This is a genomic window from Stutzerimonas sp. Brlt_14 (assembly GCF_051948915.1).
GTDB lineage: Bacteria > Pseudomonadota > Gammaproteobacteria > Pseudomonadales > Pseudomonadaceae > Stutzerimonas > Stutzerimonas stutzeri.
On the sequence record NZ_JAYJLM010000002.1, the window covers coordinates 245,918 to 261,603 of the forward strand.

At 62.4% G+C, this 15,686-nt stretch carries 19 protein-coding genes and 3 tRNA genes; 10 read left to right on the forward strand and 12 right to left on the reverse strand.

Going from position 1 to position 15,686, the window contains the following annotated elements:
• Positions 1-66: 66 nt before the first annotated feature.
• From VF716_RS05010 to VF716_RS05030, 5 genes are all read left to right on the forward strand, one after another.
• Positions 67-153 (forward strand) — tRNA-Leu (locus VF716_RS05010).
• A 222-nt stretch (positions 154-375) separates the two neighbouring features.
• On the forward strand, positions 376-780 hold the full coding sequence (locus VF716_RS05015) for an antitoxin Xre-like helix-turn-helix domain-containing protein (RefSeq protein ID WP_011913238.1): 405 nt from the start codon (positions 376-378) through the stop codon (positions 778-780).
• Entirely contained in the window at positions 780-1,472 is a 693-nt protein-coding gene (locus tag VF716_RS05020) for an RES family NAD+ phosphorylase (protein WP_440552371.1), read from the forward strand. Before VF716_RS05015 ends, VF716_RS05020 begins: the two co-directional genes overlap by 1 nt.
• 133 nt (positions 1,473-1,605) lie before the next feature.
• A complete protein-coding gene (locus tag VF716_RS05025; RefSeq protein ID WP_013982782.1) occupies positions 1,606-1,785 on the forward strand; it encodes a hypothetical protein in 180 nt (59 codons plus the stop codon).
• Between the two features lie 145 nt (positions 1,786-1,930).
• Positions 1,931-3,184 carry an alginate export family protein gene (locus tag VF716_RS05030; protein ID WP_440552072.1) on the forward strand — a complete coding sequence of 418 codons (1,254 nt, stop codon included), beginning with the start codon at positions 1,931-1,933 and terminating at the stop codon, positions 3,182-3,184.
• A gap of 34 nt (positions 3,185-3,218) precedes the next feature.
• On the opposite strand, the gene arsJ is transcribed toward VF716_RS05030, so the two are convergent.
• From arsJ to VF716_RS05060, 6 genes are all read right to left on the reverse strand, one after another.
• A complete protein-coding gene (gene arsJ, locus VF716_RS05035) occupies positions 3,219-4,433 on the reverse strand; it encodes an organoarsenical effux MFS transporter ArsJ (RefSeq protein ID WP_440552075.1) in 1,215 nt (404 codons plus the stop codon).
• 90 nt (positions 4,434-4,523) lie between these two features.
• Positions 4,524-5,534: an ArsJ-associated glyceraldehyde-3-phosphate dehydrogenase gene (locus VF716_RS05040; RefSeq protein WP_320893354.1), complete on the reverse strand. Its 1,011-nt coding sequence runs from the start codon at positions 5,532-5,534 to the stop codon at positions 4,524-4,526.
• Positions 5,535-5,560: 26 nt separating this feature from the next.
• A complete protein-coding gene (locus VF716_RS05045; RefSeq protein WP_013982778.1) occupies positions 5,561-5,887 on the reverse strand; it encodes a YnfA family protein in 327 nt (108 codons plus the stop codon).
• Positions 5,888-5,897: 10 nt separating this feature from the next.
• Entirely contained in the window at positions 5,898-6,392 is a 495-nt protein-coding gene (locus VF716_RS05050; protein WP_106443220.1) for a cyclin-dependent kinase inhibitor 3 family protein, read from the reverse strand.
• 18 nt (positions 6,393-6,410) lie between these two features.
• Positions 6,411-7,124 carry an arsenical resistance protein ArsH gene (gene arsH / locus VF716_RS05055; protein ID WP_108241748.1) on the reverse strand — a complete coding sequence of 238 codons (714 nt, stop codon included), beginning with the start codon at positions 7,122-7,124 and terminating at the stop codon, positions 6,411-6,413.
• 39 nt (positions 7,125-7,163) lie between these two features.
• Positions 7,164-7,520, reverse strand: a complete 357-nt coding sequence (locus VF716_RS05060) for a metalloregulator ArsR/SmtB family transcription factor (protein WP_011913229.1) — start codon at positions 7,518-7,520, stop codon at positions 7,164-7,166.
• 219 nt (positions 7,521-7,739) lie between these two features.
• Between VF716_RS05060 and VF716_RS05065 the strand changes: the two genes are divergently transcribed.
• From VF716_RS05065 to VF716_RS05085, 5 genes are all read left to right on the forward strand, one after another.
• Positions 7,740-8,813, forward strand: a complete 1,074-nt coding sequence (locus VF716_RS05065; protein WP_026006549.1) for an ArsO family NAD(P)H-dependent flavin-containing monooxygenase — start codon at positions 7,740-7,742, stop codon at positions 8,811-8,813.
• Positions 8,814-8,861: 48 nt separating this feature from the next.
• Positions 8,862-9,944 carry an ACR3 family arsenite efflux transporter gene (gene arsB / locus VF716_RS05070; protein ID WP_019406164.1) on the forward strand — a complete coding sequence of 361 codons (1,083 nt, stop codon included), beginning with the start codon at positions 8,862-8,864 and terminating at the stop codon, positions 9,942-9,944.
• 78 nt (positions 9,945-10,022) lie between these two features.
• Positions 10,023-11,399 carry a permease gene (locus VF716_RS05075; protein WP_125856214.1) on the forward strand — a complete coding sequence of 459 codons (1,377 nt, stop codon included), beginning with the start codon at positions 10,023-10,025 and terminating at the stop codon, positions 11,397-11,399.
• A gap of 8 nt (positions 11,400-11,407) precedes the next feature.
• Positions 11,408-11,638, forward strand: coding sequence for a thioredoxin family protein (locus tag VF716_RS05080; RefSeq protein WP_017245095.1), 231 nt, complete (start codon positions 11,408-11,410; stop codon positions 11,636-11,638).
• 119 nt (positions 11,639-11,757) lie between these two features.
• Entirely contained in the window at positions 11,758-11,940 is a 183-nt protein-coding gene (locus VF716_RS05085; protein WP_185744024.1) for a PLDc N-terminal domain-containing protein, read from the forward strand.
• Here the strand turns inward: VF716_RS05085 and VF716_RS05090 are convergent, their stop codons facing one another.
• From VF716_RS05090 to gacA, 6 genes are all read right to left on the reverse strand, one after another.
• Positions 11,941-12,186: a hypothetical protein gene (locus tag VF716_RS05090; protein WP_011913223.1), complete on the reverse strand. Its 246-nt coding sequence runs from the start codon at positions 12,184-12,186 to the stop codon at positions 11,941-11,943. It lies immediately after the preceding gene.
• A 149-nt stretch (positions 12,187-12,335) separates the two neighbouring features.
• Positions 12,336-12,409: transfer RNA gene (locus VF716_RS05095), tRNA-Cys, on the reverse strand.
• A gap of 46 nt (positions 12,410-12,455) precedes the next feature.
• A tRNA-Gly gene (locus tag VF716_RS05100) sits at positions 12,456-12,531 on the reverse strand.
• A gap of 69 nt (positions 12,532-12,600) precedes the next feature.
• On the reverse strand, positions 12,601-13,158 hold the full coding sequence (gene pgsA / locus VF716_RS05105) for a CDP-diacylglycerol--glycerol-3-phosphate 3-phosphatidyltransferase (RefSeq protein WP_013982772.1): 558 nt from the start codon (positions 13,156-13,158) through the stop codon (positions 12,601-12,603).
• 34 nt (positions 13,159-13,192) lie between these two features.
• Entirely contained in the window at positions 13,193-15,016 is a 1,824-nt protein-coding gene (gene uvrC, locus VF716_RS05110) for an excinuclease ABC subunit UvrC (RefSeq protein ID WP_049338976.1), read from the reverse strand.
• Positions 15,016-15,660 (reverse strand): response regulator transcription factor GacA, encoded by a 645-nt coding sequence (gene gacA, locus VF716_RS05115; protein WP_003284948.1) that lies wholly within the window; start codon positions 15,658-15,660, stop codon positions 15,016-15,018. The genes uvrC and gacA overlap by 1 nt, the downstream gene beginning before the upstream one ends.
• Between the last annotated feature and the right edge of the window lie 26 nt (positions 15,661-15,686).

Below are 15,686 nucleotides of genomic sequence, written 5' to 3' on the forward strand. Positions count from 1 at the left end.
GGCCTCGGAGGCTGGTTATAGTCCTGCGCCGCCGATTCCCCATCGGCACGCTGCGACGCAGCCTCCGCCCGGATGGCGAAATTGGTATACGCAAGGGACTTAAAATCCCTCATCCGAAAGGGTATGCGGGTTCGACCCCCGCTCCGGGCACCAAACTTCCGGTGGTTCCAGCAACTGGCGCTGGCGCAACCCATTTGAATATCCCTCTTATATACCCCCATCAGCCGCTCAAAGATCGGTTGCGCTCGATTGCGCGTGGTTCAAGCCCTTCACGTTTGCTGGCGATTAAGTTGAGAATATCGACAGCTCTACATTTCTGCAGGGTAACTTTGTGCTAATCTGTATCTACAGAAACAAACTGTCGGAACCATTGCCATGTCAGCCACCCTTCAAGTAGCCGCTTTTTCCAAGGATCAATGCACAACCGGATTGCGCGCTGCGGTGAATATTCTGGACAAATGGCAGGCCACGACTGAACAGGCCTGTCGGATTCTGCGTATTTCCCGCAGCACTCATGCGCGCGCCAAGTTGCGTAATGCCGACTGGTCGGTGAGCCTGGATCCGGATCAGATGCAGCGCATCAGTTTCATCCTCAATATCCACGCCGCTCTGCGACTGATTTTCGATAATCCGGAGAACACCTACGGTTTCCCTGGAATGCCCAATCACAACGAGTTTTTCAACGGCCGTTCACCGCTGGAGGTCATGGCGCAGGGCGACATGATTTCGCTGTACGAGACATTCCGGCGGATCGACAGTCTGCGGGGCGCGCAGTGGTAGTGCCGAAGCGGCTGCCGGTTCGGCCGTCGGCGAAGCTGCAGGCATATCGGTTGGTCAACTCGAAGTTTCCGCCCATCGAGCTGTTCGATGACGTGGCCGACGCCGATGAGTTCGACATGCTTTATCAGCTCCAGGCCCTGACGAACCCGCGCCTGCACAACGAGACCGGCCGACTCGAGCTGATTCCCCGCGGCGAGATCCCGTTCGGCATTCCCGGCTGCTCCTATGCCACCGCTCCGTTCACCCATGTGAATCCCTCAGGCTCGCGTTTCAGCGATGGCAGCTACGGCGTGCTGTACCTGGCCGACAGCATGGAAACGGCCCTGGCCGAAGTGCGCCATCACCAGGAGCTGTACTGGTCCGGCGTGGCGGGTCTGAACTTCGAGCGTTTCGTCTTTCGTGGATTGTCGTGCCAGTTTGACGAGGCAGGCCTGCTGGATGCCACGACCGTCGCGCTGACCGACCCGATCTACGATCCGAACGACTATTCCGCGGCGCGCCAGTTCGGTCGTCAGCTCCGGCAGGACGGCTTTGCAGGTCTGCGCTACCGCTCGGTGCGCAAGCCTGGCCAGCATTGCTGGGCGCTCATGACGCCGCGCAATGTGCTCTCCATTGTCCAGACCGCCCATTACGAGATGATCTGGAACGCCGGCATTACCAGTGTCAGCGCCATCGGCGAGGTTTCGCCGTAGGCCCACCCCGGCGCCGCTCGTCCGCACGTGCGGCACTGCCAACCAGCTGTAACAAACGCCGCGCATCCTTTGCTCAAGGACTCCCCCACGGCGCACGGACGCTCCCCCGAACAGACGATGTGAGGACGCGACGATGAGCAAGCGATCACTCGAAGAACTGGTAACCCGTTCGGATATCAGCGCACTGCAGCCGATGGCGCACTGGCGTCGTGGTCGTCGCAGCGGGCAGGAAAAAACGGGGCCGAACGCTGCGGCGCTGATCCAGCGTGCCGCAACCGATATCGGCATGTTGAAAGCTGCCATTGCGCATTAAGCGAAACGCTGACTTCTGAGCCACATGCAGCCCGAAGCGGGCTGCAATGCCCGTGGCAGAGCATTTTTTCAGCCTTGACTGCTGTCAATGGCAAAAATAGTAAGCAGCCTATCGTTCGCTCCGATGCCAACCAAGGGAGCAACACATGAGAAAGCTGCGTCCACATCATCTGACACCCTGCCTGCTTAGCGTCGGGCTGTTCTGCAGTCCGGCGATCCTCGCCGGCGAGAACTTCAGCGATCTGTTCACCGATGCCAAGCCGATTCTGGATCTGCGCTATCGCTACGAGCACATCGACCAGGACAACGCGCTGAAACATGCCAATGCGCAGACGCTGCGCACCCGCATCGGCTTCCAGACCGGTCAGTGGTATGGCCTGTCCGCGCTGGTCGAGGCCGACAACGTCAGCCGCCTGGGCGACGCGGCGTACAACAGCACACGCAACGGCCAGACCGACTATTCGACCGTTCCGGACCCCGACGGCAGCGAGATCAATCAGGCGCTGCTGCGGTACGACCATGCACTCGGCAATGCTGTGGTCGGGCGGCAGCGGATCAATCTGGACAATCAACGCTTCGTTGGTGGTGTCGCCTGGCGCCAGAACGAGCAGACCTACGACGGCGTGCTGGGCCAGCTACAGCCTGTCGATGAGCTGACGCTGACCTATGCCTACATAGGCAACGTCAACACGATCTTCGGCCCGGGCGACAACCGTTTCGACAATCGCGCCAACCCGGCCAATATCGAAGGCCACAGCCATCTGTTCAACGCCCGCTACGCGCACTCACCGGAGCTGACGGCCACCGCCTACAGCTATCTGCTGGGACTGGACAACATCGCTAGCGCACCCACCGCCGCGCTCGGCACCCTGTCCAGCAAGACCACCGGCCTGCGTCTGAATGGTGCCCTCCACGGCATCAGCTATGCGCTTGAATATGCACGCCAGCAGGACTACGCCGGCAATCCTCAGGAGCTGAGCAGTGAGTACTACCTGGCCGAACTGGGCTATGCCCTCAAGGGTGCGACTCTGAAAGCGGGCGTGGAAGTCCTGGGTGGCGACTCGGGGCCGGGCAATCGGGCCTTCCAGACGCCATTGGCTACCAAGCACGCCTTTCAGGGCTGGGCCGATGCCTTCCTGCTGACGCCTGCGGACGGTGTGCAGGATGTCTATCTCGGCGGCACTCTGCCTTTGTTCGGTGGAACGCTGCAGGCCTGGTACCACGATTTCCGCGCCGAACGCGGCAGCCAGCAATACGGCGAGGAGATCAACGTCGCCTACAGCCATGCCATCCCGCTGGTCAAAGGACTGGTGGCCACCGTCAAGTACGCCGGCTACGACGCCGATGATTACTCGGTGGATACCGAGAAGCTCTGGGCGCAGCTGCAGTACAGCTATTGATCATGTCAGGCGGGTGCTCGGCGCCCGCCCTGCCCTAGCCGTCGTGTCGCGGCAACCACAGAGAGATAAGCGCGGCGAGCACTACGAAAAGGGACGACACCCACAGGCAAGCCTGCAGGCCGTAGGCCTGGAACACCCAACCCGAGAGCAGCGTGCCCACCAGCCGCCCCAGGGCGTTGGACATGTAGTAGAAACCCACGTCCAGCGAGACACCGTCCTCCTTGGCGTAGCTGACGATCAGATAGCTGTGTAGCGATGAATTCACCGCAAACAGCACGCCAAACAGCATCAATCCTCCGATCAGCACCCACTGTGGCGACGCAGCCGTCGCCAGCCCGATCGCAATTGCCGCAGGCAATGCCGCCAGCGAAGCTGCCCATAGGCATGCCGCCCGACCATCCGGGACCTTGCCACTGCGTTTGCCGGTAATGGCCGGCGCCATCGACTGGACGATGCCGTAGCCGATGATCCAGCAGGCCAGAAAGCCGCCGACCATCCAGAAATTCCAGCCGAAAACCGCGCTCAGATACACCGGCAAGGCCACCACGAACCACACGTCTCGCGCGCCGAACAGGAACAGGCGCGCCGCGGACAACACATTGATCGCGCGACTCTTGGACAGGATGTCGCGAAACTTGGGCTTGGCCTTGGCCTTGCCGAGATCCTTTTTCAGCAGCACCAGACTGGCCAGCCAGACCAGCGCCAGCACGGCAGCCATCGAGAGAACCGCACCGGCGAACCCCAGCAGCGTAAGAAGCGCGCCGCCAAGGAAGAAACCTACGCCCTTGAGGGCATTCTTCGAGCCGGTGAGAATCGCGACCCACTTATAGAGCGTGCCCTGCTGGCTGTCGGGTACCAACAGCTTGATCGAGCTCTTGGCGGACATCTTGTTCAGGTCTTTGGCGATGCCGGAAAGCGCCTGCGCGCCCATTACCCAAGGCACGGTCAGCCATGAGGCCGGTACGGTGAGCATCAGCAGGGCCGCGACCTGCAGCGCCAAGCCGAGGTTCATCGTCCGGTTCAGACCAAGCCGCGCGCCGAGGTACCCGCCAATCAGGTTGGTGACGACGCCGAATATTTCGTAGAACAGGAACAGCGCGGCGATCTGCAATGGCGAGTAGCCCAGTGCATGGAAGTGCAGCACTACCAACATGCGCAATGCGCCGTCGGTGAGTGTGAAGGCCCAGTAGTTACCGGTCACCACCAGGTACTGGCGGATTTCCGGCGCGAGACGTTGGAGAGCGTGCATGGCGGCGGCTCGAAGATGTGTACGGATCACTGATACAGGCGCGAACCCTCAGGGCGGGCTGCAACCCTCCCTAAGGGGATGTAACCTGCCCTACCGGACGTCGACGAGCCCGACCTTGCGCGCCAGTTCAACGGTCCGGTTGGCGTAGCCCCACTCGTTGTCGTACCACGCGTAGATCTTCACCTGCGTGCCGTTGATCACCATGGTCGACAGCGCATCGATGATCGACGAGCGCGGGTCGGTGCGGTAATCGATGGAAACCAGCGGCCGCTCCTCATACCCGAGGATGCCTTTCAGCTCGCCCTCTGCGGCGGCCTTGAGCAGCCGGTTCACCTCGGCGGCATCGGTAGCGCGCTCCACTTCGAACACGCAGTCGGTGAGCGAGGCATTGGCCAGCGGCACGCGCACGGCATGGCCGTTCAGCTTGCCGCGCAGCTCGGGAAATATCTCGGCGATCGCCGTGGCCGAGCCGGTGGTGGTGGGAATCAGGCTCATGCCCGAGGCGCGGGCGCGGCGCAGATCCTTGTGCGGCTGGTCCAGAATGCTCTGCGTATTGGTCAGATCATGGATGGTGGTGATCGAACCGTGGCGGATGCCCAGCTGCTCATGGATCACCTTGACCACCGGTGCCAGGCAGTTGGTGGTGCAGGACGCCGCGGTGACGATGCGGTGCTGCGCCGGATCGTACAGGCCGTCATTGACGCCCATGACGACGTTCAGCGCGCCCGCCTCCTTCACCGGCGCGCTGACCACCACGCGCTTGACCCCCTGCTCCAGATACTGCTGCAGCACCGCAACGGTCTTCATCTTGCCGCTCGCCTCGATGACAAGATCGCAGCCCGACCAATCGGTGTCTGCGATCGCCTTGTTGGCGCTGACCTTCACCCGCTGGCCGTTGATGACCAGGCAGTCGCCGTCGGCGCTCGCCTCGTGCTGCCAGCGGCCATGCACAGAGTCGAAATTGAGCAGGTGCGCATGGGCGGCCGCATCGCCGGCCGGATCGTTGATCTGCACGAAATCCAGCTCCGGCCAATCCCAGGCCGCACGCAGGGCCAGGCGACCGATGCGGCCGAAACCGTTGATGCCTACTTTTATGCTCATGGATGACTCGCTCCTGAAATGATGGATCAGAGATTGCGCGGCGCGAACATGATGATCGCCATGCCCAGCAACGCCACGGCGCAGCCGAGCAGGTCCCACCCGGTGGGGCGAACCCCGTCGACCAGCCACAGCCAGACCAGTGCGACAGCGACGTAAACGCCACCGTAGGCGGCGTAGACCCGCCCGGCGGCGGTGGGGTGCAGTGACAGCAGCCAGGCGAACAGCGCCAGGGAAAGCGCCGCCGGAACCAGCAACCAGATACTCTTGCCTTGTTTCAGCCAGAGGTACGGCAGATAACAGCCGACGATCTCGGCTATCGCGGTAATGACGAACAAGCCGAGCGTATTCAGCATGAGAGGCCCGTCATGCGCCGAAGCGTTCGATCCAGCCGACATGCGCCGGATGCTGGATAGCCTTGGGTCGAAGCGCCTGGACGCGGGCGATGGCGGTCGCGCGCGGCACTTCGCGGTCGATCAGGATGCGTGCTGCGATCAGTCCGGTACGACCTGAACCACCCTTGCAGTGAATGGCGACGCGCTTGCCGGCATCCAGCAACTCATGGATCCGAGCTGCCGCCCCTTCCCAGGCTCGATCGAAGTCCGCCAGTGGCACCTGTTCGTCGGCCACGGGCAGGTGAAACCACTCGAGGTCGCGTTCGGCACAGAGTTGCGGCAGCTGGCTCGCGTCGTTACGGGCCAGCTCTTCGGCGGGCATCAAGGTGATCACTGCTTCGGCACCAGCCGCCTGCAGCGTGGCCAGCGCCTCGTCGAGGCTGCTGCCCTTGCTGCCGGGACACGGCGTGAAGATCAGCTGACCGGCACAGCCGGGTACATCGAGGATGTCGTAGGGATGGGACACGCGGGCGATTCCTGGAAGTCAGATTGAGCGTTGATTGACGCGACGGGACAGCGCTTCGGCCGACTCCTTGCGTTCCGAATAACGGTCAACCAGGTAATCGGCGCGACCGCGTACCAGCAGGGTGAACTTGATCAGCTCCTCCATCACATCCACCACGCGGTCGTAATAGGCCGAGGGCTTCATCCGCCCTGCCTCGTCGAACTCGAGATAGGCCTTGGCCACTGAGGACTGGTTGGGGATGGTGAGCATGCGCATCCAGCGACCCAGCACGCGCATCTGATTGAGCGCATTGAATGACTGCGAGCCGCCGCTGACCTGCATGATCGCCAGCGTCTTGCCCTGAGTCGGGCGCAGCGCGCCCATGGCCAGCGGCACCCAGTCGATCTGGGCCTTGAACACTGCGCTCATCGAGCCATGCCGTTCCGGCGAGCACCACACCTGCCCCTCCGACCACTGCATCAGATCGCGCAGTTCCTGGACCTTCGGATGGCTGTCAGGCGCATCGTCCGGCAGTGGCAGCCCTGCCGGATGAAAGATGCGCGTCTCGGCACCGAAACGCTCGAGCAGCCGCGCCGCTTCCTGAACCAGCAAGCGACTGTAGGAGCGCTCCCGGTTGGAGCCATAGAGCAGCAGGATGCGCGGCTTGTGCGCAGGCCCGTCTGGGAGGCCCAGCTTGGCGAGATCCGGCAGATCGAGCAGCGCTGGATCGATGTTGGGTAGGTGGTCGTGCATGGGGTAATCCTGAAAGTTGGGGCGAGTGAACGATGCGATTCAGCCACACACCGTCGCCCGCTCGGGACGATTGCGCATGCGCTCCAGACGCTGCACGTTGTCGCTCAGCCAGTTCTTGTTGGCAGCCAGAATCGGTTGCAGCATGTCCGTGACCCAGTCAGGCAGATGCGGATGGAGACGGTAATAGACCCACTGTCCCTGACGGCGATCTTCCAGCATGCCGCAGCTGCGCAGCATCGCCAGGTGACGGGAAATTTTCGGCTGGCTTTCATCCAGCGCGCAGGTCAGCTCGCACACGCACAACTCGCCTTCGCGGGCGATGAGCAAGGCGATGCGCACGCGAGTCTCGTCCGCCAGGCATTTGAATACGGTGGTAGGTGTCAGGTGCTCGATCACGAAAATACCCTTCTGACGCTTGCCGATCGGTTGATGATCGCGAAACGTATGCGTTGGCGAATATATTGCTTAACGCATATGCGAGTAAAGCGCAGGTTACGCGGTCAGGTACTGAAGGCAGCCCCTGGGCGTGGCGAATTTGCCCGGCGTAATGCAATCCGCGTATATTCTCAAGTTCGTATATAAGGCGAAACGAATGTCTTGGATGAGAGTCTGCTGATGTCAGCCCCCCATGTGCTCGATGTGATCATCATCGGCGCCGGGCAGTCGGCCCTGGCGACCGCGTACTTCATGCGGCGTACGGCGCTTTCCTACCTGCTGCTGGACGATCAACCCGCCCCGGGTGGCGCCTGGCTCCACGCCTGGAATTCGTTGAGGCTGTTCTCACCGGCGGCCTGGAGTTCGATCGCCGGCTGGCCGATGCCCACCCCCGTCGAACCGGGCAATCCGTCGCGCGACGATGTGATCGACTACCTGCAACGCTACGAGACCCGCTACAGCTTTCCCATTCAGCGCCCGGTGCATGTCGATGCGATCAGGCGCGTAGACGATCTATGGCAGGTTCAGGCCAGCGATCGGCGCTGGCTGGCCCGGGCAGTAATCAGTGCGACCGGCACCTGGAGCAAGCCTTTCATTCCGGACTATCCGGGGCGCGAGGCGTTCCAGGGGCTGCAATTGCATTCAGCGTACTACCGGGACCCTGCGCCCTTCTCCGGCAAGCGCGTGATGGTGGTCGGCGGCGGCAATTCAGCCGCGCAGATCCTGGCGGAACTCTCGAAGGTCGGCGAAACCATATGGGTCACTCAGGACCCGCCGGCATTCCTTCCCGATGAGGTCGATGGTCGCGTGCTGTTCGAGCGTGCAACCGCGCGCTGGAAGGCTCAGCAGGAGGGCCGCAGCGTCGATGACCTGCCCGGCGGCTTCGGCGATATCGTCATGGTGCCCTCGGTGCTCGACGCGCGGGAACGTGGCGTGCTGGTAGCGCAACCGCCGTTTGTGCGCTTGCACGAAACTGCCGTCGAATGGGCGGACGGCCGTCAGACTCGCCTCGATGCGGTGGTCTGGTGCACCGGCTTTCGCCCGGCGCTCGATCATCTTCACCTGTGCGGGCTGGTGGAGGCCGACGGCAAGGTGCAGGTAGCAGGGACCCGAGCCGTGAAACAGCCCAATCTCTGGCTGGTCGGCTACGGCGAGTGGACCGGCACGGCATCTGCCACGCTGATCGGCGTCACGCGCAGCGCCCGAAGTACGGTCGACGAAGTGGTCGAAGCGCTGTCCGCACAATCCCGCTAGCGCGGCGACACAACCCACCACCTACAGAAAGAAAAGGTACGGTTCCAGATGTCCACTCAATGCGAAGTGACCAGCAAGCAGGCCGGGGCGCCACTGGGCTTCTTCGAGCGTTACCTCACCCTCTGGGTATTCCTCTGCATCATTGCCGGCACGCTGCTCGGGCTTGGCATGCCCGCTGCGGCACAGGCCGTGGGCGCCCTGGAAGTAGCCCACGTGAACATCCCGGTCGGCCTGCTGATCTGGGTGATGATCATCCCCATGCTGATGAAGATCGACTTCTCCGCCCTGCGGGAGGTCTACGCGCAGCGGGCGAGCATGGGCATCACGCTCTTCGTCAACTGGGCCATCAAGCCGTTCACCATGGCGCTGCTGGGCTGGCTGTTCATCAAACAGGTATTCGCGCCCTGGCTGCCGGCCGCCGAACTGGACAGTTACATGGCCGGCTTGATCCTACTGGGCGCGGCGCCCTGCACCGCAATGGTCTTCGTATGGAGCAACCTCTGTAACGGCAACGCCAACTTCACCCTGACCCAGGTCGCACTGAACGATGTGGTGATGGTGTTCGCCTTCGCCCCGATCGTCGCGCTGCTGCTCGGTGTGTCTTCGATTCCAGTGCCTTGGGACACGCTACTGCTCTCAGTGGTGATGTACATCGTCATCCCGCTGGCGATCGCCCAGATAATTCGCGCACGCCTGCTCAAGCGCGGCGAAGAGGCATTCCACGCCGCCCTTGCAAGAGTGCAACCATTCTCCATCGTTGCGCTGCTGGCCACCCTGGTGCTGTTGTTCTCCTTCCAGGGAGAGGCCATCGTCGCCCAGCCGCTGATCATCGCCATGCTGGCCGTGCCCATCCTGCTGCAGACGCTGCTGATCGCCGGGCTGGGCTATTGGCTCAATCGCCGCTTCCAGGTGCGCCACGATGTGGCCGGGCCGTCGGCCATGATCGGCGCCTCGAATTTCTTCGAGCTGGCGGTGGCCGTCGCCATCGTGCTCTACGGCTTCAACTCAGGTGCGGCACTGGCCACGGTGGTCGGCGTGCTGATCGAGGTGCCGGTGATGCTCTGGCTGGTGCGCAGCGTCAATCGCAGCCGCGACTGGTACAACCGCGCGCTGACGGCTAACCGAACATAGCCCTGCGCTTGACGCGGATCAGCCTCGCTTCACGCCAGCCAACTACCATGGTCGTGACTACCCAGCAGGACCATGGTCATGGACAGCTCCGCGCCCGAGCGATCGGCTCCTTCGGCTGACGCCTCCCCTTCGCTGTGGAAACACCTGGCGCGTTTCTGGCGCGACCGCCCTGGCGAGGCCAAGGTGCTGCTTGGCATGTCTGCCGCATTTCTGCTGATCTTCTTCCTGCCGCTGGGGCAGCCTCGCTTCGAGAATGCCGTACTCGAAGGCCTTCGCCTGACCCAGTGGTACGCCCGCGAGCACGTGATCCTCTGCCTGTTGCCGGCATTCGTCATCGCTGGTGCGATGGCTGTCTATATCAGCCAGGGCGCGGTGATGAAGCACCTCGGCCCGGCCTCGCCCAAGCCGATCGCCTTCGGCGTTGCCTCGGTTGCCGGCACGCTGCTGGCGGTGTGCTCCTGTACCGTACTGCCGCTATTCGGCGGCATCTACCGGCGCGGTGCCGGGCTCGGCGCCGCCATCGCCTTTCTCTACTCGGGGCCGGCGATCAACGTGATGGCCATCGTGGTGACCGCCAAGGTGCTCGGAGCCGAGCTAGGAATTGCCCGAGCCGTCGGCGCTATCGTTTTTGCCCTGGTAATTGGCGCCATCATGCATCTGCTCTACCGCCATGAGGAGGCGGCACGTGCAGCCAAAGGCGCGCGCGGTTTCACCGATGACGACAACGGCCACCCGATCGCTGAAATCGTGGCGCTGTTCGGCTTGATGATTGGCATCCTGGTCTTCGCCAACTGGGCAAGAGCTGACAGCGCCGCATGGATGGCTGTGTTCAGTTGGAAATGGCCGATTACCGCGGTACTCGCCATATTGCTCGCGACGCTGCTGGTACACCGCTGGCGATGGTCGGTGCGGCCGCTGCTGGTTACCGGGGCGTTGGTAGCGGCAAGTGCCTTGCTCAAACCTCAGTGGCCGGAACTCGCCATGGTCATCGGCATTGCCGGCCTGATGCTGCAGGCCAGTCGCGAGAATGCCGCAGGCCAGGAATGGGTGGGCCAGAGCTGGGACTTCACCAAACAGATCATGCCGCTGCTGCTGGGCGGCGTGATGGTCGCCGGCATGCTGCTCGGCCGTCCCGGTCATGAAGGGCTGATCCCCAGTCAATGGGTGGTCTGGGCAGTGGGTGACAACAGCTTCGCCTCTACCCTCCTCGCTTCACTGCTGGGCGCTTTCATGTACTTTTCCACGCTGACGGAAGTGCCTATCGTCGAAGGCCTTCTTGGCGCCGGCATGGGCAAGGGCCCGGCACTGGCGATATTGCTCGCCGGCCCTGCGTTGTCCCTGCCGAACATGCTGGTGATTCGCACGGTGCTGGGCACCCAGAAGACGCTGGTGTACTGCACGCTGGTTGTGGTCATGGCCACGCTCAGCGGCTATCTCTATGGCCAACTGATGTGAGGACGACGATGAAACTGACCGTCTACGGTTCCGGCTGCGCCAAGTGTCAGCAACTCATTGCCAATACCGAAGCGGCGGCACGTCGCCTCGGTCTGGAATATCAGCTCGAGAAAGTCACCGACGTCAACGCGATCATCGATGCCGGGATCATGCGCACGCCGGCGCTGGCGGTCGATGACGATATTCTCATCGAGGGCAAGGTGCCCAGCAGCGACGAACTCCAGCAGCTGCTGGGCTGAACCTAGAACCGGGCCTGGCTCATCGCATCATTTGATGCATTTAACGGCACGGAACCCTCCTGCACGGTTCGCGGCCTCATAATCTGAGCCGTCAGGAGAGATGTGAAGTGTCCGATTCGATGACTTACCTGGCCATCGCAGCCGCGGTGGCGCTCATCGCGCTGAACTTGCTGGCGATCATCAGCGTGTTCAAAAGCGAGCGAAGCGTGGGCGCAAAGGCGCTATGGGCGATCGGTATCGCCTTCTTCCCAGTGCTGGGCCTGCTGTTCTGGCTGCTGGTTGGCTTTCGCCGCGTCCGCTGATCAGGGTTTCTGACCCAGCAGGTACAGCGCTCGTCCCAATACCCGCACCGAATCGGCGTGCTTGCCGGCCTGATGCAACTGCTCACCTTCGGCACGCAGTTCGCGCACCTGCTGCAGGGTAGCCGCATCCTTCGGTGGGTTGGTTTTGAGCAATTCGTCGATCTTGGCCATGTCCATGGGGCAATGCATCGCCAGCAGCGGCGAGCTGAACAGAATTGCGAAGGCAAAGGCTGAGAGGCGTCGCATGGCTATTCTCCTGAGCGAGAGGCGCCCATGGAGTATAGATAGCAGCGGCGGAATCGCTTGCCGCCACTCACTGGCAGTACCGGTGGCCGCGAGCTCTGGGACGCAAAAGAAAAAGCCCCAAGCAACGAATTGCTTGGGGCTCTTCAATATGGAGGCCGATGTCGGAATCGAACCGGCGTACACGGATTTGCAATCCGCTGCATAACCACTCTGCCAACCGGCCTCAAAACGAAGGCGCCGCATGATTTCTGCGGCGCGATCTTACAAACTGGAGCGGGAAACGAGACTCGAACTCGCGACCCCGACCTTGGCAAGGTCGTGCTCTACCAACTGAGCTATTCCCGCATTGTCTTGGTGACGGGCGCCATTCTATACGATCGAAAGCTGCCGTCAACCCTTTGATTAAAAAAGTTTTTATTTCTTTTCCGTAGTGCTCAGGTGCGGCCAGGCAGCCATCAGGTAATTGATCATCGACCACAGCGTCAGCCCTGCCGCGACGATGAGCAATGCGTACCCCATGCCGACCCATATTGTCGGCTGCGGCGGATTGGCCAGCAGGATCACCAGCGCCACCATCTGCGCCGCGGTCTTCCATTTGCCGAGATTCGACACCGCGACCTGTGCGCGGGCACCGAGCTCGGCCATCCACTCGCGCAGTGCCGAGACGACGATCTCGCGGCCGATGATGATGGCGGCTGGCAGTGTCAGCCAGAGGTTGGAATGCTCTTCCACCAGCAGCACCAGGGCGACCGCCACCATCAGCTTGTCGGCGACAGGGTCGAGAAAGGCGCCGAACGGCGTGCTCTGCTCCAGTCGGCGCGCCAGATAGCCATCGAGCCAATCGGTAAGCGCCGCGATGGTGAACACGGCACTGGCGGCCAGGTAGCTCCAGTAGAACGGGAGATAGAAAAGCAGGATGAAGATGGGTATCAGCAGCACGCGCAGAACGGTGAGCAGGTTCGGGATATTCATCGGTACCACTGATCGGCGGAATTCGGGGGACAGTTTACTCACTGTGCAGAGCCGCATAAATCGACTCGGCCAGCTTTTTACTGATGCCGGGCGCCTTGGCGATCTCGTCGAGGCTGGCCCTGCACAGTTCCTGAAGACCGCCGAAATGCGTGAGCAGTTCGCGGCGGCGTTTGGGTCCGATGCCCGGAACGTCCTCCAGCGTCGAAGTGCGCCGGGCTTTTCCGCGGCGAGCGCGATGGCCGGTGATGGCGAAACGATGCGCTTCGTCGCGCACCTGCTGGATGAGGTGCAGCGCAGGCGAGTCGGCCGGCAGCGTGAACTCATGCGCGGCGTCGTTCAGATAGAGAGTCTCCAGGCCCGGCTTGCGGGTGACCCCCTTGGCCACGCCAAGCAGGATGAGTTCCGGCACGGCCAGTTCCTCCAGCAACTCGCGGGCCATATTGAGCTGACCCTTGCCACCGTCGACCAGCAGGATGTCCGGTAGCTTGCCCTCGCCCTCTGCCGCCTTGCGAAAACGCCGGGAAAGCGCCTGATGCATCGCTGCATAGTCGTCGCCAGCGGTCACGCCCTCGATGTTGTAGCGCCGATAATCGGATTTCAGCGGGCCTTCGGGGCCGAACACCACGCAGGAGGCGACGGTCGCTTCACCGCTGGAATGACTGATGTCGAAACACTCCAGCCGCATCGGCGGCTCATCGAGTTCCAGCGCTTCGGCCAGCGCCTCGAAGCGCGCCGACAGATGCTGACGATTGGCCAGCCGCGCGCCCAGGGCCTGCTCGGCGTTGGTCAGCGCCAGTTGCTGCCAGCGCGCCCGCGTCGCGCGTACGCGATGAGTGATGGTGAGCTCCACGCCGCGCAGCTCGGAAATGGCGTCGATCAGCGTGGCGAAATCCTCGTGCACGGCATTGACGATCAGCTCGCTCGGCAGGTCGCGTTCCGTAGCACCCAGGTAGTACTGCTCCAGAAAGGCCTGCAGCACCTCGCTGACACTTTCCTCGATGGCCACCTGCGGAAAGAAGTTCTTGCTGCCCAGCACGCGGCCGCCACGTACGGTGATCAGGTGCACGCAAGCGCCGCCTGGGCTGACCACTGCGGCGACGATATCCACGTTGCCCGAACCACCTTCCATACTCTGCTGGTCCTGCACTCGGCGCAGGATGCCGATCTGGTCGCGAATCTCGGCGGCGCGCTCGAAGTCCAGGTTCATCGCCGCCTTTTCCATGTTGCGCGACAGTTCCTCGGCCAGGGCGTTGCTGCGGCCCTCGAGGAACATCACCGAGTGACGCACATCTTCGGCGTACTCCTGCGGATCGACCAGCTTCACGCAAGGCGCCTTGCAGCGCTTGATCTGGTACTGCAGGCAGGGTCGGGTGCGGTTGCGGAAATAGCTGTCCTCGCATTGCCGCACGAAGAAGGCCTTCTGCAGCAGGCTCAGGCTTTCGCGAATAGCTCCGGCGCTCGGATAGGGGCCGAAATAGCGCCCGGGTTCCTTCTTGGCACCGCGATGGATGCTCAACCGGGGAAACTCGCCGGCCGAGAGGAAGACATAGGGATAGGACTTGTCGTCGCGCAGCAGGATGTTATACGGCGGCCGCCACTGCTTGATCAGCGTCTGCTCAAGCAGCAGCGCCTCGGTTTCGTTGGCGGTGATGGTGGTCTCGACCTGTGCGATCTTGGCCACCAGCGCAGCGGTCTTGGGTGCCTGCCCGGTCTTGCGGAAATAGCTGGCCAGGCGCTTTTTCAGGTTCTTCGCCTTGCCGACATAGAGCAGCTTGGCCTGCGCGTCGAACATGCGATAGACGCCCGGCCGGCCGCTGCAGGCGGCCAGGAACGCCGAGGAATCGAAGGCTTCTGTCATCAGTTGACGGTGTCGACCATCCCGTGGCGGACCGCCAGCAGGGCCAGCTCGACATCACTGGTGATCGACAGCTTTTCGAAGATGCGATAGCGGTAGGTGTTCACCGTTTTCGGCGACAGGCAGAGCTTGTCGGAGATGCTCTGCACCTTCTGACAATTGGCGATCATCAGCGCGATCTGGATTTCCCGTTCGGAAAGCAGATCGAACGGCGATTCGCTGAGCTGGGGCTGGAACGACTTGAGCGCCAGCTGTTGGGCAATCTGCGGGCTGATGTAGCGTTGGCCGCCGAACACCATGCGAATGGCCTGCACCATTTCTTCCAGGGCCGCGCCCTTGGTCAGATAACCCGCCGCCCCGGCCTGCAGCAGCCGCGTAGGGAACGGATCTTCTTCGCAGATGGTGACGGCAATGACCTTGAGGTCAGGGTAGCTGCGCAGCAGCTTTCGGGTCGCCTCCAGGCCACCGATGCCCGGCATCTTGACGTCCATCAGCACCACATCGGGCTTGAGTTCCCGAGCCTTGCGGATCGCGTCTTCACCGGAATCCGCCTGACCTATCACCTGAAGGCCGGAGATGTCCGCCAGCATGCGACTGATGCCCGTACGAACCAGATCGTGGTCATCGACCACCAGCACCCTAATCAAGCAGACACCTCATTGACCGTATTGAA

What these genes read in the sequence shown, in the direction of transcription:
- VF716_RS05030 (WP_440552072.1), top strand. Translation starts at nt 1,931, where the DNA reads ATGAGAAAGCTGCGTCCACATCATCTGACACCCTGCCTGCTTAGCGTC.
- VF716_RS05075 (WP_125856214.1), top strand. Translation starts at nt 10,023, where the DNA reads ATGGACAGCTCCGCGCCCGAGCGATCGGCTCCTTCGGCTGACGCCTCC.
- arsB (WP_019406164.1), top strand. Translation starts at nt 8,862, where the DNA reads ATGTCCACTCAATGCGAAGTGACCAGCAAGCAGGCCGGGGCGCCACTG.
- VF716_RS05015 (WP_011913238.1), top strand. Translation starts at nt 376, where the DNA reads ATGTCAGCCACCCTTCAAGTAGCCGCTTTTTCCAAGGATCAATGCACA.
- VF716_RS05085 (WP_185744024.1), top strand. Translation starts at nt 11,758, where the DNA reads ATGACTTACCTGGCCATCGCAGCCGCGGTGGCGCTCATCGCGCTGAAC.
- VF716_RS05090 (WP_011913223.1), bottom strand. Translation starts at nt 12,186, where the DNA reads ATGCGACGCCTCTCAGCCTTTGCCTTCGCAATTCTGTTCAGCTCGCCG.
- pgsA (WP_013982772.1), bottom strand. Translation starts at nt 13,158, where the DNA reads ATGAATATCCCGAACCTGCTCACCGTTCTGCGCGTGCTGCTGATACCC.
- uvrC (WP_049338976.1), bottom strand. Translation starts at nt 15,016, where the DNA reads ATGACAGAAGCCTTCGATTCCTCGGCGTTCCTGGCCGCCTGCAGCGGC.
- VF716_RS05080 (WP_017245095.1), top strand. Translation starts at nt 11,408, where the DNA reads ATGAAACTGACCGTCTACGGTTCCGGCTGCGCCAAGTGTCAGCAACTC.
- arsH (WP_108241748.1), bottom strand. Translation starts at nt 7,124, where the DNA reads ATGCACGACCACCTACCCAACATCGATCCAGCGCTGCTCGATCTGCCG.
- VF716_RS05045 (WP_013982778.1), bottom strand. Translation starts at nt 5,887, where the DNA reads ATGCTGAATACGCTCGGCTTGTTCGTCATTACCGCGATAGCCGAGATC.
- VF716_RS05040 (WP_320893354.1), bottom strand. Translation starts at nt 5,534, where the DNA reads ATGAGCATAAAAGTAGGCATCAACGGTTTCGGCCGCATCGGTCGCCTG.
- VF716_RS05065 (WP_026006549.1), top strand. Translation starts at nt 7,740, where the DNA reads ATGTCAGCCCCCCATGTGCTCGATGTGATCATCATCGGCGCCGGGCAG.
- arsJ (WP_440552075.1), bottom strand. Translation starts at nt 4,433, where the DNA reads ATGCACGCTCTCCAACGTCTCGCGCCGGAAATCCGCCAGTACCTGGTG.
- VF716_RS05025 (WP_013982782.1), top strand. Translation starts at nt 1,606, where the DNA reads ATGAGCAAGCGATCACTCGAAGAACTGGTAACCCGTTCGGATATCAGC.